This is a genomic window from Clostridium sp. CF012 (assembly GCF_018861755.1).
GTDB lineage: Bacteria > Bacillota > Clostridia > Clostridiales > Clostridiaceae > Clostridium_AD.
On record NZ_JAHLEF010000007.1, the window covers coordinates 44,896 to 59,610 of the forward strand.

The 14,715-nt window shown below is 32.4% G+C and carries 14 protein-coding genes; 4 read left to right on the forward strand and 10 right to left on the reverse strand.

Features of this window, described 5'->3' with window-relative positions; all coding sequences use genetic code 11:
* The first annotated feature begins 84 nt into the window (after positions 1-84).
* The 4 genes from gatE (at position 85) to KPL50_RS08705 (ending at position 3,984) form a co-directional block, all read left to right on the forward strand.
* A complete protein-coding gene (gene gatE / locus KPL50_RS08690) occupies positions 85-2,046 on the forward strand; it encodes a Glu-tRNA(Gln) amidotransferase subunit GatE (RefSeq protein WP_216298069.1) in 1,962 nt (653 codons plus the stop codon).
* Positions 2,047-3,429: a Glu-tRNA(Gln) amidotransferase subunit GatD gene (gene gatD / locus KPL50_RS08695; RefSeq protein WP_216298070.1), complete on the forward strand. Its 1,383-nt coding sequence runs from the start codon at positions 2,047-2,049 to the stop codon at positions 3,427-3,429.
* 96 nt (positions 3,430-3,525) lie between these two features.
* Positions 3,526-3,681, forward strand: coding sequence for a lmo0937 family membrane protein (locus KPL50_RS08700; RefSeq protein ID WP_216298071.1), 156 nt, complete (start codon positions 3,526-3,528; stop codon positions 3,679-3,681).
* Positions 3,682-3,831: 150 nt separating this feature from the next.
* Complete coding sequence (locus KPL50_RS08705; RefSeq protein ID WP_216298072.1) at positions 3,832-3,984, forward strand: lmo0937 family membrane protein; 153 nt, start codon at positions 3,832-3,834, stop codon at positions 3,982-3,984.
* A gap of 116 nt (positions 3,985-4,100) precedes the next feature.
* Here the strand turns inward: KPL50_RS08705 and KPL50_RS08710 are convergent, their stop codons facing one another.
* The 10 genes from KPL50_RS08710 to deoD all read right to left on the reverse strand — a co-directional run bounded on the left by KPL50_RS08710 (position 4,101) and on the right by deoD (position 14,538).
* Positions 4,101-4,406, reverse strand: coding sequence for a hypothetical protein (locus KPL50_RS08710; protein WP_216298073.1), 306 nt, complete (start codon positions 4,404-4,406; stop codon positions 4,101-4,103).
* A gap of 87 nt (positions 4,407-4,493) precedes the next feature.
* Positions 4,494-5,441: a TRM11 family methyltransferase gene (locus KPL50_RS08715; protein WP_216298074.1), complete on the reverse strand. Its 948-nt coding sequence runs from the start codon at positions 5,439-5,441 to the stop codon at positions 4,494-4,496.
* Positions 5,442-5,626: 185 nt separating this feature from the next.
* A complete protein-coding gene (locus tag KPL50_RS08720) occupies positions 5,627-6,541 on the reverse strand; it encodes an alpha/beta hydrolase (protein ID WP_216298075.1) in 915 nt (304 codons plus the stop codon).
* 161 nt (positions 6,542-6,702) lie between these two features.
* The gene (gene pulA, locus KPL50_RS08725; RefSeq protein ID WP_216298076.1) at positions 6,703-9,447 is read right to left on the reverse strand and encodes a type I pullulanase; all 2,745 of its coding nucleotides are present in this window, start codon (positions 9,445-9,447) and stop codon (positions 6,703-6,705) included.
* A 482-nt stretch (positions 9,448-9,929) separates the two neighbouring features.
* The gene (locus tag KPL50_RS08730; protein WP_216298077.1) at positions 9,930-10,172 is read right to left on the reverse strand and encodes a TIGR04540 family protein; all 243 of its coding nucleotides are present in this window, start codon (positions 10,170-10,172) and stop codon (positions 9,930-9,932) included.
* Between the two features lie 176 nt (positions 10,173-10,348).
* Complete coding sequence (locus KPL50_RS08735) at positions 10,349-10,657, reverse strand: EAL domain-containing protein (protein ID WP_216298078.1); 309 nt, start codon at positions 10,655-10,657, stop codon at positions 10,349-10,351.
* A gap of 2 nt (positions 10,658-10,659) precedes the next feature.
* Positions 10,660-12,021 (reverse strand): diguanylate cyclase domain-containing protein, encoded by a 1,362-nt coding sequence (locus tag KPL50_RS08740; RefSeq protein ID WP_216298079.1) that lies wholly within the window; start codon positions 12,019-12,021, stop codon positions 10,660-10,662.
* A 574-nt stretch (positions 12,022-12,595) separates the two neighbouring features.
* Complete coding sequence (locus tag KPL50_RS08745) at positions 12,596-12,805, reverse strand: GNAT family N-acetyltransferase (RefSeq protein WP_216298080.1); 210 nt, start codon at positions 12,803-12,805, stop codon at positions 12,596-12,598.
* Between the two features lie 54 nt (positions 12,806-12,859).
* Positions 12,860-13,660, reverse strand: a complete 801-nt coding sequence (locus KPL50_RS08750) for a serine hydrolase (RefSeq protein ID WP_216298081.1) — start codon at positions 13,658-13,660, stop codon at positions 12,860-12,862.
* A 164-nt stretch (positions 13,661-13,824) separates the two neighbouring features.
* A complete protein-coding gene (gene deoD / locus KPL50_RS08755) occupies positions 13,825-14,538 on the reverse strand; it encodes a purine-nucleoside phosphorylase (RefSeq protein ID WP_216298082.1) in 714 nt (237 codons plus the stop codon).
* Positions 14,539-14,715: the final 177 nt, after the last annotated feature.

The window sequence follows — 14,715 nt, forward strand, 5'->3', positions numbered from 1 at the left end:
TAATATTCACACTATATAAAGTTATGAAAAGATATATAATAATATTAAGTTTCTAATATATTAATTGTGGAGGATTAAATAAAAATGGAAAATAACTTCATGAAAACCCAAAGGCGGATTGGTTATTCCTCTCTTAAGCAAACTCTCCCAAAGGTCTATGAGGATTTGGGATTTATGTGTGGTCTAGAGGTCCACCAACAACTAAAGACAGAAAAGAAACTCTTTTGCCACTGCAAGGCAGGTGTCTTTCAAAAGGAGGGACAATATGATGCAGAAATAATAAGACATATGAGGCCAACCTTAAGCGAAATGGGTGGATACGATGGCACAGCACTCATGGAATTCAAGACTAAAAAGAACATTGTTTATCGTATTGCCAATTTAACCACCTGCACCTATGATATTGATGATACTCCACCTTTTAAGATAAATCAGCAGGCTCTAGGAATTGCCTTAGAGGTTGCCTTGCTTCTTAAAACAAATATTGTGGGAGAGCTACACATCACACGTAAACAATACCTAGATGGAAGTATACCTGCTGGCTTCCAGCGTACAGGCATAGTTAGTATCGAGGGGCAGATTCCATTGAAAAATAAAATAGTTCGAATCATTCAACTAAGTATCGAAGAAGATTCCTGCCGTGAGATTTCAGACATAGGCCATGTTAGATCATATACTACTGATCGTTTGGGTATGCCCCTTATAGAAACAGTTACTTATCCTGATATGAAAACACCAGATGAAGCGGCTGAAGCTGCCAACTATATTCGCTTTCTCAACCGTAGTACTGGTAAAGTAAGGACAGGCATTGGTGCTGCTCGCGAGGATGTTAATGTTAGTATCCATGGTGGAACCCGGGTAGAAATAAAAGGTGTAGCTCATATAAGCTATATTCCTGAATTAGTTCACAATGAAGCTTTCCGACAAAAAAGTCTTCTAGAAATCCGTAATGATCTTATAGAAAGGATGCCAGACTTTGCTCATTGGAGAATTAGTCATGTAATCCTTAATGAGGACAGCCTTACGCCTGTATCTAGCAACATTAAATATGATTTTAATATACAACATAGCCTAGTTGCAGTTAACCTACCAGGTTTCAAAAACATTCTCTCATTTTTTACTGGACCTTGTCGAATGTTTTCTGATGAGATTTCTGACAGATTGAAGGTTATTGCCTGTATAGAAAAACCAAATATGACTCATTCCGAGGACTTTGGTTATGAAAATCAGAATATTAATTTTGAATATCTACGTAAATTACTTAATTCAAAAGTAAGTGATGCGCAGATTCTCTTCTGGGGTCCAAAAGAAGATATTAGCACAGCTTTAGATTCTATTGAAGAACGCTGCAAACTAGCCTTTATTGGAGTGCCAAATGAAACCCGTAAATCCTTTGCAAGTGGTACCACTATGTTTGAACGAGTACTACCAGGTGCCGATCGCATGTATCCTGACACAGATTCAGCACCCATTTCAATTAGTCAAGAGCTTATAGATATCGCCGGCATGGATTTGCCTATTGATGTTGTGGACCAGATTAAAAAGTTAAATAATTGGAATATACCTGCAGATACTTTTTTCTATATTCTCAGATATAATCTAGTTCCTCTTATACAAAGAATTTGCAATGATTTTAATATTGAGCCTAAATTTGTAGCCACTCTATTAGGGCATAAACTTAAATCACTGCAAGGAAGATTCAAAATAGATTTATCCTTTGATTTTGAAATAATATATAAGCTGTTTGAGTTCATAAAAGAGCAAGAAATAGAACGTGAGCTTATATACAAGATGCTTCCTGTTGTCTTTAAACAGCCTAAGATGGAAATGAATTATGTGTTAAAAGCTATATGTTTTTCTAAGTGTACACCTGATAGTATCCTATCGCTTATCCCAATTATGCATGAAAGATTTAAAAGGCTAAAAACTTCAAAGAATGTGGAAGCAGAACTTAATTGGATTATGAAAAATTTACAAGAGAAAGCCATTGGAAATATACCGCTCTCTGAGCTTGCAATGGCAATTCGCAAAGGAGGGCTAGATTAAATGAGCGACACCTTAAAAGGTTACAAGGGAAAGGCACTAGAGGTCTTAAAAAGCTTTAGCATGCGCATCTGGAGCGAAGCTACAATAACTACTACTAGAGGTGATTTTAAAGGAGTTTTACTTCCTCGTTCTGAAAATGATGATGATAGTCATATTGTAATAAAGCTTGCCACTGGCTATAACGTAGGAATAGCCGTTGATACCATACAAGATATGAGAGAATATAACTTTAAGGAGATACAATATAAAATTCCAGAAAGGGAATTTCCGATTTCGAAGAACAAACATAATATTAAGTTGCTAGGCACAGGAGGTACAATTGCCTCACGACTTGATTACAGAACTGGGGCAGTTATTCCAGCATTTTCTCCAGGAGAATTATATGGAGCCGTTCCTGAACTTGCAGATATATGTAACCTAAGCACTGAGAAGCTTTTCGCAGTTTTCTCTGAAAATATGGGACCACATGAATATAAAGTGTTAGCTGACGCTATTGGAGAAGAAATTAAAAAGGGGATCCACGGCATTATGATTGGACATGGCACTGATACTATGAGTCATACAGCTGCAGCACTGTCCTTTATGGTACAAAACTCCCCTATTCCAATTGTAATGGTTGGTTCTCAACGTTCTTCGGATAGGCCTTCTTCAGACGCAGCCCTAAATCTAATTCATGCCGCTAAAACCGCTACGGATTCAGACATTGCTGAGGTGATGGTGTGTATGTTTGGACCAACCTCTGATGAATACGGATTGCTCCACCGTGGTACAAGAGTTCGTAAGATGCACTCCTCCTACCGTTCAACTTTCCGTACCATTGGAGACATTCCACTGGCAATGGTAGATAGGCAAAAAATAACTCCCCTTAGGCAAGATTACAATCACCGTCGTAGTGACCGAAACGTAACTATAAATGCCGTATTTGAGGAGCGTGTATCCCTTTTGTACTATTATCCCAATATGAACCCAGATATAATCGATGCCATGGTTAATCTTGGTTATAAAGGAATTGTTATTGCAGGCACAGGTCTTGGCCATGTTAATAAACTGATATATCCCGCTATTAAGCGTGCTGTACTAAAGGGCGTTGCCATTTATATGACAGTGCAGACACTGTGGGGATATGTGAACATGTTCGTATACGATACAGGAAGGGACCTAATGACCATGGGAATGATACCTGCAGAAAATATGCTACCAGAAGTGGCCTACATAAAGCTAGGTTGGGCACTTGGACAAACTTCTGACTTGGCTAAAGTTAAGGACATTATGTTAACACCCATTTGTAGTGAGATTACTGAGCGAGAGCCTTACAATGGTTATCTGATTTACCAAGGAGGAATTCCTGAGGTAGAGGAATTCATTAAAAAATTTCATAAATAGTTTAAGTTTAAAGCATTTTGCATACTTTAACTAAATTTAGGTCATTATAATATTTAAATAGATTTACGATAAAATATGTGAAAGGTTGTGTTTTATATGGGATTTTTACGTTGGATAGGTGGAATAGTAGTATTCTTTTGGGCATTGGGGCTTATATTTAAAATTGGTGGCAGTATGATACATTTGTTACTTGTAGTAGCTGCAATAGTTTTTATCGTTGATATGATTTTCGGAAGAAGAAAAATCTCATAACCTATTACATCAACAGTAGATTATAATTAAAATAACCATTTACTTCAAAAATCAGAGCAAAGACTACCGTATTGTAAATATATGAGTTTATTGATATAATGTTCAAACATATATAATAAATAAATTTATATGTGAAAGGTAGTGTTGTGTATGGGTTTTTTACGTTGGATAGGTGGAATAGTTGTATTATTTTGGGTTTTGGGGCTTATATTTAAAATTGGTGGCAGTCTGATTAATACGTTACTTGTAGTAGCTGCAATAGTGTTTATAGTAGATAAGATTTCAGGAAAAAGAATAAGATAATAAACTATTATAGTAACAATACTTTTGATTAGATTTCACAATTTTTAAAAAAGACAAAAGGCTAAGGCTTTAATAAAAAAATGGAGTAAGTGTATTTAAGAAATACACTTACTCCATTATGATTTTGCCTTTTTAGCTATTCCAGTATATAAATGTTCTAGGTATTCTGTATTAACTTCATGGCTTTTTAACATCTCTATTCTGCTTTTAGCCTTATCTAAACTTTCCTTTGCTTCTTCAAAATCCTTTTGCTTTATACAGGAACTTGCATATTCTAATAAATAATCAACTTTTATAACTACTTGCGCTAAATCTTCTTTGTCCTCATTGACTAGCTTAATCAATAAAGAGTATATCTGCGCGGAACCCTTTGCCTTAAAATTATATAAAAGATCATTAGTTCTACTATTTTTTTTTGCCATATTTAATACCTCACTATATTGTGTCAATATCATAATTAAGATTATATATTAATTACAGGGTAAATAACAGTGGTATTTATTTCTCTATTAGCTGCATATATATATATGTCTTTTAAAGGTTCCTTTAGACACAGTACATCTATCATCTATTTGAAAACCAACAGAGGTTATTTGCTCTTCCATATCCTCAAAAGTAATGATCACCATTTTTTCCGCTATTCGACGGGTACTTTCCATAATAGCTAACTGCTCCTGGGTAGTAATTTGAGTAAATATTCCATAAGGAAGATCAACGATGGCCACATTAAATTTGTTTTGGATGTCATGCATGTCACCAATAGTTATTACATCTTCTTCATATCCAAAATATCGGAGATTTGTTTTGGCATTTTTACCTATGTAAGAGTTTATTTCATAACCTTTAATATTAATTCCCATTGAAATAGCTTCAATTAGTACAGTCCCAATGCCACAACAAGGGTCTACAACACTACAACCCAGATTAGTACCTACAGCTATATTAACAAGGGCCCTACAAACATTTACCTTTAGAGCATTAGAATAGGAAAAAGGTTTTTTATTATGAAATTGCCAGTCTGAGGTATTGCTTTCACATTCACCAAATACCCATATATTATCTACCTTTGTAATTCCAAAAGTAATTTCAGGATTTTTCATTTCAGCTTCCCCAAGTATATTAAAGCCCACTTCGAATTCAATGCTCCGCCCTTCATGAAAACCGGTTATTTCGTCCGTAGCATTGATGTACGCAACCTTATAATTTACGCTAGTCAATTTGTCCATAACAATTTGATCAATAATTTGTTTCATTGTTTGTCCACTATACATTATAGAAATGCACTTTTTTATAAAAGGACTTCTGGATGGATCCACATAAATATCAGAAAATAAGTGTTTTTCATGGAGTGTTTTATTAAAAAGACATTTTATTTCCATTTTGCATAGACTTTCTTCATCTTTTGAATAATTTGTTGTGTATAAATACTTGTTATCCTTTTGTACTAGCTGAAACATTAAAGCACACCTTCCTTTCTACAATATAAAAACCACCTTAATAAAGGTGGTACGTTATTTAAGTTTTTACTTGTAGTATCAGTATATCACAATACTTAGGGATTATTTAAACTTTTGAGGGAGTTGCTTATCAATTCCTTCCGAAATCACATCAGAAAGATCCAGCAATTGTTGTTCACCTTTATCTAGATTACGTTTATAGCTTTTAAAAAGCCATCAACTTTTTTTTCATATTCACCTTTATTCTTCCAATATGCTTCTGCGTGACCGGCACTGGGCGCAATATATATTTCTTTGTAGCCCTTCTTTACTGAGTACATTTGATTACACATAAAAGTAGGAACATAATCATCCTCTTCGCCATGAATAAACAATATTGGGATTTCAGTAGGTAGAGTAGTAATAGGTGAAACATCTTTGAATTCCCAGCCAACCCTAATTTTACTTATTATACTTGCTAATTTCACGAGTGGAATTTTTTTTATATTATAATCTTTTTCTAATCTATGTTTAAACAAATCTTGTGCATCAGAGTATCCACAGTCATCTATACAAAATCTAATTCGCGGGTCTATTGCAATATTTTGAAGAGCTATGCCAGCGCCCATGGACTCGCCATGCAAACCAACTATTATATCTTTTCCTAATTTATCAAATATCCAATCTGTGCATTTTTTTAAATCAAACTTCTCGTAATAACCAAATGAAGTATTTTTCCCACCACTTAAGCCATGATTTCTATGATCATAAATAAAGATTGAAAACCCTCTTTGCAAAAACATATCCATGTATTTAACAGAACCAAATAAACTCCAAGTTATTCCATGACATAATATTATTATTTTCTTTGAATCTTTATTCGGAAAGAAGAAACCATGAATTTTATAGCCATAATTCGAATCTAGATATACTTCTTGTTTTTCCAAGTTATTAAATTCCTCTACTTCTATTTTACCTTTTTCTACTTCAAAATCGTAGGTATAATTATACTTTGCAACTTTAGGAGCTATAATAATACTAGAAAAATGCCAGCCTACGATAATAACCATAATAACAGCAATAATAATTAAAATTGATATAAAAATCAATATTTTTACCATCTTAAAATCTCCCTTTCTAATCAGATATACATTCTTATTATAGACATGTCTCCAAATAAAGTAAATAAGAACAAAATGATATTGCGGACTCTTATTAACAACTTAAAAAGTCCTTATATTTACTATAAGGACTTTTTAAAAATATACAATATGTTGTAATACTAAGCTTTCTTTTTACCCCTCAGAAACAATATTATGTAAGTAACTCCACACAATATTAGTATAGTATAAATCCAAAAGGGTAAGGTTGTAAGTATATTCTCTGATCCATTATAAATTACAATAGAACTTAGTGCAGGGACTACTAATAAATCACCCTTAAACTGTTTTATAGTTTTAATTCCTGCTTTTTCACCATTCACCACAATATTCCAGGTGCTTTTCTTAGATAATTTAATTGTTACATCTTCTCTATTTGCATTGAAAGCTACTACGATGTCAGACCAAGTATCCATGTTAGCATTGTGAGCTATTTCATATGCTACAACGTTTTCCGGTACTGCTAAAAATTTTAAATTCTTCTTAATCATTTCCGCTGAAGTCATTCTAAAGGCAGGATGTGCCTTTCTTAACTTTATTAAACCTTTGAAATAATTAACAGTGTCAATATTTTTAGATTTTAATGACCAATCAATCTTATTAACAGTATCATTAGATTTGTAGGAATTGTTATTCCCACCTTTTGTTCTCAAAAATTCCTGTCCCGCTTGAAAGAATGGAATACCTTGTGAAGTAAGAACCATAGAATCTGCCATTTTGTGCATTTTCAATCTTATTTCATTATTATCCTTTGGGTTTGTTAAAAGAAGTTTATCCCATAGTGTATTATTATCGTGAGCTTCGGCATAAGTCACAGATTGAAGAGGTGCTATCTTGCCCCAAGTGTTTATATCACTTGAGTAATCTATTCCTCCAACTATTCCTTTTTTAATAGCTGCCTCACCATAAGCTTTACCATTCACAAAGCCCTTGGCTTTTGCATCGAATACACTACCTTTTATTCCGTCTCTAATAGTATCGTTAAAAAATGATATTTCAGGCATTTTACTGGCATTTTTTTGTGCTGCTTTTGTATCTTCTAAAAGAGTAGAACCCATATCCCAGCCTTCTCCAATAATGAGAATGGAAGGATCTAAACTACTTAATTTTTTTCTAACCTCATTCATTGTCTTTATATCAAGTAAACCCATAAGATCGAACCTAAATCCATCTATATTATATTCTTTTGCCCAATACATCACAGAATCCACAATGAATTTCCTTGCCATTACATTTTCGCTGGCAATGGTATTTCCAGAACCACTTTCATTTGCATCGGCTCCATCTTTATCGTATCTAAAATAATACCCAGGTACTATTTTATTAAAATTAGAATCATTACTGCTATACATATGATTGTAAACTACGTCCATATTTACCCTTAATCCATTGTCATGAAGAGATTGCACTGCTTGCTTTAATTCTTTAACTCTCGAAACCGGGTTGTATGGATCTGTTGAATAACTTCCTTCAGGTGCATTATAGTTTTTAGGATCGTAACCCCAGTTATATTGCTCCTTATTTGAGGTTTCATCCACACTAGCGTAATCAAATATTGGCATCAGCTCCACATGTGTTACTCCTAAATCCTTCATATAATCAACACCCGTCCGCTTACCATCAGTTCCCTTTGTTCCTTTTTCAGTAAAAGCTAAAAATTTGCCTTTATTCACCATACCGCTGTTTTTGTCTATAGAAAAGTCCCTAACATGTAGTTCGTATATAATAGCATCATTTAAATTTGTAAAACTAGGCCTTTCACCTGGCTTCCATATTTCAGGATTTGTTTCTTTTAAGTCTATTACTGCACCTTTGTCTCCATTCGCAGCCACAGAACGAGCATAAGGGTCCACAGCCTCAGTCCAAACTCCTCCAATATTAACTTTATATGTATAAAATACGCCCTTTTGCTCTCCATTTAAGTCAAAAGTCCATGTTCCCTTTTCAGCTGTTTTCATACTAGATTCAATGCCACTTTTATCATTCCACTTTTTATAGGTTACAAGCTTTACTTCTGTTGCTGTTGGCGCCCATACCCTAAAGCTTGTTTTACTTTTAGAATAAGTATTGCCTAAGTCATTACCTTCATAGTAAAACATTTTTTCAAAACTAGCACTTTTCATTACATCTCCAAACACAACTTCTTTTTCTGGGAAACCTAGCTTTGAGACCGTAATTTTTTGAGCTAGGTTCACATTTTCGCTAAGCTCTATTTTGGCAACTGTTGTAGTGCCAGTTGTTACTTCATCACTTGTTACTTTTTTTACAGTTAATATCTCACCATCTGACTTAACTGTAATGTCTTTGTTTCCTTCTGAAGTAAATGGAAATGCTGCGTTTGTTTCTATGCTTATGCTATTCATTTCATCTAATTTCGCAACTACAAATTCACCTGGTTTGTTTATTGGAGGTACAGGAACTTCTGGTAATTTGGCAGCTGCGGCTTTTGCTTCAGTTAGAGAATAGTATACTTTAGGGTCCCCTCCTTTAATCCAAATTTCAGCAATTCCATTATTGAATTGCTGAATAAATCTATCATCCACAGTGTCTTTCCTCCACTCGTCCGTGCGCACTATAAATCCTACTTTATTAAGGGCTCCATCAAATTCAGCTACGCAAACCTGTCCGAATTCGTCCTTTCCAGTAAAGTCAAACTTGCTTCCATCCTTCTTATCAGGCCACAACCACATATTCCATTTTAAATCACTGTTTGAGATTTTAGCATAATGAATAATTATCTTTGTTTTGCCATTTTGGGCAAAAGTTTGAACACTGGGCATTAATAAAAGCAATTCTGTAATAACTAAAACTGCTGCAAGAAAAATGCCCAATGCTTTACCTTTGTTAGTCCCTATCTTGAAATTCATAAATTTCCTCCTCTAAAAAAAATAAGATTATTGTGTTCTAATCTATATTTTTCTAGTTTCTCTAGTTTTGTAGTTTTCTAGTAAAGTATTCTACGTAAAAGTAAGAAACCCTTCATTCATTGCAAATTATTATATAAATGATTAAAATATCACCTGTGGCGCTGAAGTATCATTATAATCTTAAAGGTAGCAAATAACTTTAAATTAGTTACTTGCTACCTTTTTCAAATTACATCATATATATGCTTTTATTTATTGTCCCCTAGAGTTACCTCTTATGGCTTTCTTTGGTGTTGGTAACGGAGTTTTATTGTCACCTTTGGATTCTTGACCATTAGAAGACTTATTGTTACTTGATGGAAACGCCGGTTTATTTTTAGCCATTATACCACTCCCTACTAATTAATAATTTTAACTTTTAATTTATTATATAGTTACATGGATATATATACAAGCAATTTATTCATAGGCATTGCTTGAAACTAGGAATTAACTTGTCTTTCAGAGAATATCTTATTAATAATGTCTACTCTAGAACTACCTATTATATTAGATATTTTTAAAGATAAGTTTCCATCCTTATAAAGTCTATCCTCATTTGCATTAATTAATACATTTATCTTTTCTTTCAGCTTTTCATAGGTCATAACATCGTCTAAATAAAAATCTACCAAATCCTTTAAACATGCTGCGAAAGCCTTTGGGTCCTTATAAATTTTTCTCATAATGTACTCCTTACTATTAATTTAAATATTATTTCTTCTACTCTATTCTTATATTATATCCTATTATATTTAATATTTAAAGATATCTTTAATAAATAATCTTTCATTATTCATAGTATTAAGTATATGCTCTGTTCTGATCTTGTTTTTACAATACAAATATATATGTTTATATATTAACTAACCAAAGTTTCTTTCAATAATTTAATTATTTCTACCTCGGGAACGGGTTTGCATACAAGATAACCCTGAAACATATCACAATCATGTTTTTTTAAATAATTTAATTGATCCATTGTTTCAACACCCTCCCCGATAACACTTAATCCCAACTGTTTAGCTAAAAGAATTATGGTTCCTGCCATGCTTTTCACATCATCTTCGGACTTTATATCATAAATAAATGATTTATCTATTTTTATCATATTTATTGGTAGCTTCTTTAGATATGAAAGGGAAGAATATCCACAACCAAAATCATCCAAGGTTATTTTGCATTAATAATCACCCATTTGCCTATTTGTACAATACTCCCATTTTCTTCGGCCATACTTATAAATTTATCGGGAAAAATAAACCCATTTTCAGGGTGTATCCATCGAATCAGAGCTTCAAATCCCTGGATTTCTCCTTGCTTAACACCAATTATTGGCTGATAGTAAAGCACAAATTCATTGTTTTCTAAAGCTTTATGAATATTTTCTTGCATTTTAACTTTTTCCATTGCATTATCACCCATTGTTTTATTGTAAAAAGTATGAGTGTTTTTACCGGACTCCTTAGATTTATACATAGCTATATCAGCATTTTTTAAAAGTTCCTCATAACATGATCCATTGTCAGGATAAAAAACAATACCACTACTATAAGTAATACGAAAGATATTGCCGTTAATAAAAATAGGATTAGCTAAGGTCTCATGCAGCGTTTTAGAATAACTCTCTACTTCTTCCTTGTCTAGTGTATCTTTGATTAAAATAATGAATTCATCTCCCCCAAGCCTGAATGCCATCATATTATCATTTTGGATTTCACTCAACCTTTTCCCTACATACAGTAGGAGCTTATCTCCTGCTATATGACCATAAGAATCATTCACAAATTTAAAATTATCTAAATCCATGAAGAATAATGTAAATTTATTATTAATACTATCACATTTTTTAATTTCTTCTGTTACTACTTCACTCAACTTAACTCTGTTGGGAAGCCCTGTTACTGAATCATAGTAGGCTAAATTGTTTATTTTCTCCTGTTGTTCTTTTAGTTTAGTAATATTAGTAAAAGCTCCAAATACTGCAGTAGCCGCTCCATTTTCATCAAACTCACACTTAGTATTGGATCGTAACCATTTATAGCTTCCATCTTTAGACTTTACTCTGTATTCAAAAGATTCTACAGAAATTTTTTCTTTAATTTGTTTTTTAATACTTTTTTTCACCCTGACAATATCTTCTGGATGAACAATATCAAACCAAGCATTGAAAGGTTCCATTTCCCAAGTTTTATAACCAAGAATGTCATACAGTTTTTCTGAAAAATAGCGCCTTTTGCTAATCAAGTCACCTTCCCAAATAATGTCCATGGTCGACTCAGCTACAATTCTATATCTTTGCTCACTTCGCTTAAGTTGATCTTGTTTTTCTATTAGCTCATATAATTTTCCCTTTAACTCTTCATCAGATGAGGCCATTTCCTCATAGATAGCAATAACTTCCTTATTTTTCATTTTAAGTTCTTTCTCAGCCTTTGTTCGCAGATAAATATTTCTTGAAAGAACAGAAACTAATATTAAAAGAAAAACTATTAGAGCTATTACAAAATATATTAATGCACTATAAATCTCCATTTGTAACTCCTTATAATTAACTGTCTTATTCGTTATATATTCTACATAATTACTCATTTTTCCTTCTTTTCATTAAGATTTCTAAATTGCTTTAATTATAATGACAATATAAAATTAGAAATTACAACTATTTTTTAACAAAGATGATAACCCAGTTGTTTTCATAATATCGTTTGTATTTACTTTTCCAAAGGACATTAATGCACTCATATATAAGCTGAAATAATAAAAGAAGCTGTCCAACCTAATAATTTTTAAGTTATTAAAAAACAGCTTCTTTTACTATTAGATTTGTATTATCTAGACACCTCATTATAAAAAAGCTTAAGTACCTTAGCTTTTTCCACTTACATCAATTGAAAAGCCTTTAATATTCTCATAGGCATTCAATAAGCTTGTTTCAAAGCTTTTATTATTATTATTTTAGCTAGGGATGTTTTGTGCCAGCAAGTATATATATACAGATGATAGTTTTCCTATTTGAAGTTTATGTGGACTTGGAATGGCACAAGATAGACTAGTTAACATTCATTTTAGTACTTTTCTAAAAATACCAAAATGAAATTACAAATACTTAATTTTTATTTTCTACTCTATATACCACCATATGATAAACTCTTTTATTAAAGTATCCCTGATCATCAGGTATAATTCCATATCCTAATTCACCACAGCCTTCTGCTTCATTAATATTCCAAATGCAAATTGTTCCAATTACCTTTTTTCGATTTTTCTGTTGAATAGCCCAAATAATCCATTTATTATTGTCAATACCCTCATTCATTTTGTCAATATAAGCTTAGATATATAAGTTTGTATTATATACAATTTTAATTATTTAGCATTTTAATATGCCACTTGCCACGTGAGTGGCACTTAAGTAATCGTATACTGATTTAGAAACAGTTCCTATAAGCTTTTTACCACATATATCGTCCATTGCATCCCAGGTAAACATGCTGAAGATATAATCCCCCTTTGGGGTATATACGATGCCTACATCATGTTTCATGTAGGGAAGATCTCCTGTTTTGTGAGCAATATGTATTTCCACGGGCAGCTCTCTTTTCATCATTGAACCATCTAACTGATTTGACATAATATCCAACATCTTTTGACTATAAAAAGGGTTTACCACTTTTCCTTCATAAAGTAAATTTAAATATTTAGATATATCATCTGCTGTAGTGTAGTTTTCATATCCACTTTTTTTAGCTGAAAAATCCATCATTTTTCTTGCTAAAACGGTGTGCTTCATACCATAGTTTTTAATAAAGGAGTTAATATACTCCATACTAAGAAGAGATATCATTAAGTTTGTAGCAGTATTATCGCTTTGAATAATCATAAGTGTTATTAGATCTTGGATGCTATAAGTATTATTAGTTTCTAACAGTGAAATGATACTATAGGGCATTTTATCCTCTTCTTTAATAGTAATAGGATCATGTACTGTGAATAGATTTTCTTGTACACCTTGGAACGCAGCACCCATAATAAATAACTTTATAATGGAGGCTGAGGGAATCTGCACCTCCGCATTAATTGAAATATGCTCATCAGTAGTAAAGTTTTTAATAAAAAGAGCATAATTTGAATTACTATTTAAAAGGGATTTATTTATAACTTCATCAAGCATAATTATCTCCTCCTTTAATATCTTTAATTATAATTTTCTTAATAAAATAGATTGTGAATACACTTACTATAATAATATCAAATAAAATAAGGAGTAGCAATAATTGCTACTCCTTAATTCTAATTTTTCCTTACCGCCACTCGAGCTACACTCTTCTTATTAATCTACTCAGCCATCTCTAAAGCTATTTTCATCATATTAGTAAAGGCTTCCTGTCTTTCTTCAGATGTAGTTAATTCATGAGTTACTAAATTATCTGAAACTGTTAATAAACAAGCTGCCTTCTTACCCAATACATTTGCATTATGGAATAGTGCAAATGATTCCATTTCTACTGAAGTACAACCATGAGTTTCATAAATATCTTTATACTCATCAAAATTTTCGCGATAAAATACATCAGATGAGTGAACTCTATGTTTATGAACTTTAATTCCTAAATCCTCTGCAATTTTTTCTAACTTACTATTTAGCTCAATTGATGCAGGAATTGTGTCGTCGTTACATCCACTTTGAACTTTTGCATAAGTGGATTCACTCCAAGCATCAGTGGTAAGTATTACATCATATAAGTTTAAATCAGCAGTGTAAGCACCACATGAACCTATTCTTATGATATTCTCAACCCCATAAAAATTATATAGTTCATAGGAGTAGATACCAATACTGGGCATACCCATCCCACTAGCCATTACAGAAATTCTACGTCCTTTATATGTACCCGTATATCCATATACATTGCGGACATTATTAAATTTTTCAACATTTTCTAAAAATGTTTCTGCAATAAATTGGGCACGTAATGGATCTCCCGGCATTAATACTGTTTTTGCAATAATTCCCTCGTCTTTTACTTCAATATGTGCTGTTGGTATCATGTTGAAACCTCCTAATAATTCTATTTAATTATACATTTACTATTATACCAAAAATAACAATATAAAAAAATGCCATATGTCACTATTTATATTAATATTTTAACTATTCATTACAAAAGATTAAGATCTAATGTCACAATTCCAATATTTACAAAGACAAAGACCATTATAATAAAA

Coding starts and splice junctions, on each gene's coding strand:
- gatE (WP_216298069.1), top strand. CDS start 85: ATGGAAAATAACTTCATGAAAACCCAAAGGCGGATTGGTTATTCCTCT.
- gatD (WP_216298070.1), top strand. CDS start 2,047: ATGAGCGACACCTTAAAAGGTTACAAGGGAAAGGCACTAGAGGTCTTA.
- KPL50_RS08700 (WP_216298071.1), top strand. CDS start 3,526: ATGGGATTTTTACGTTGGATAGGTGGAATAGTAGTATTCTTTTGGGCA.
- KPL50_RS08705 (WP_216298072.1), top strand. CDS start 3,832: ATGGGTTTTTTACGTTGGATAGGTGGAATAGTTGTATTATTTTGGGTT.
- KPL50_RS08710 (WP_216298073.1), bottom strand. CDS start 4,406: ATGGCAAAAAAAAATAGTAGAACTAATGATCTTTTATATAATTTTAAG.
- KPL50_RS08715 (WP_216298074.1), bottom strand. CDS start 5,441: ATGTTTCAGCTAGTACAAAAGGATAACAAGTATTTATACACAACAAAT.
- KPL50_RS08720 (WP_216298075.1), bottom strand. CDS start 6,541: ATGGTAAAAATATTGATTTTTATATCAATTTTAATTATTATTGCTGTT.
- pulA (WP_216298076.1), bottom strand. CDS start 9,447: ATGAATTTCAAGATAGGGACTAACAAAGGTAAAGCATTGGGCATTTTT.
- KPL50_RS08730 (WP_216298077.1), bottom strand. CDS start 10,172: ATGAGAAAAATTTATAAGGACCCAAAGGCTTTCGCAGCATGTTTAAAG.
- KPL50_RS08740 (WP_216298079.1), bottom strand. CDS start 12,021: ATGGAGATTTATAGTGCATTAATATATTTTGTAATAGCTCTAATAGTT.
- KPL50_RS08745 (WP_216298080.1), bottom strand. CDS start 12,805: ATGAATGAGGGTATTGACAATAATAAATGGATTATTTGGGCTATTCAA.
- KPL50_RS08750 (WP_216298081.1), bottom strand. CDS start 13,660: ATGCTTGATGAAGTTATAAATAAATCCCTTTTAAATAGTAATTCAAAT.
- deoD (WP_216298082.1), bottom strand. CDS start 14,538: ATGATACCAACAGCACATATTGAAGTAAAAGACGAGGGAATTATTGCA.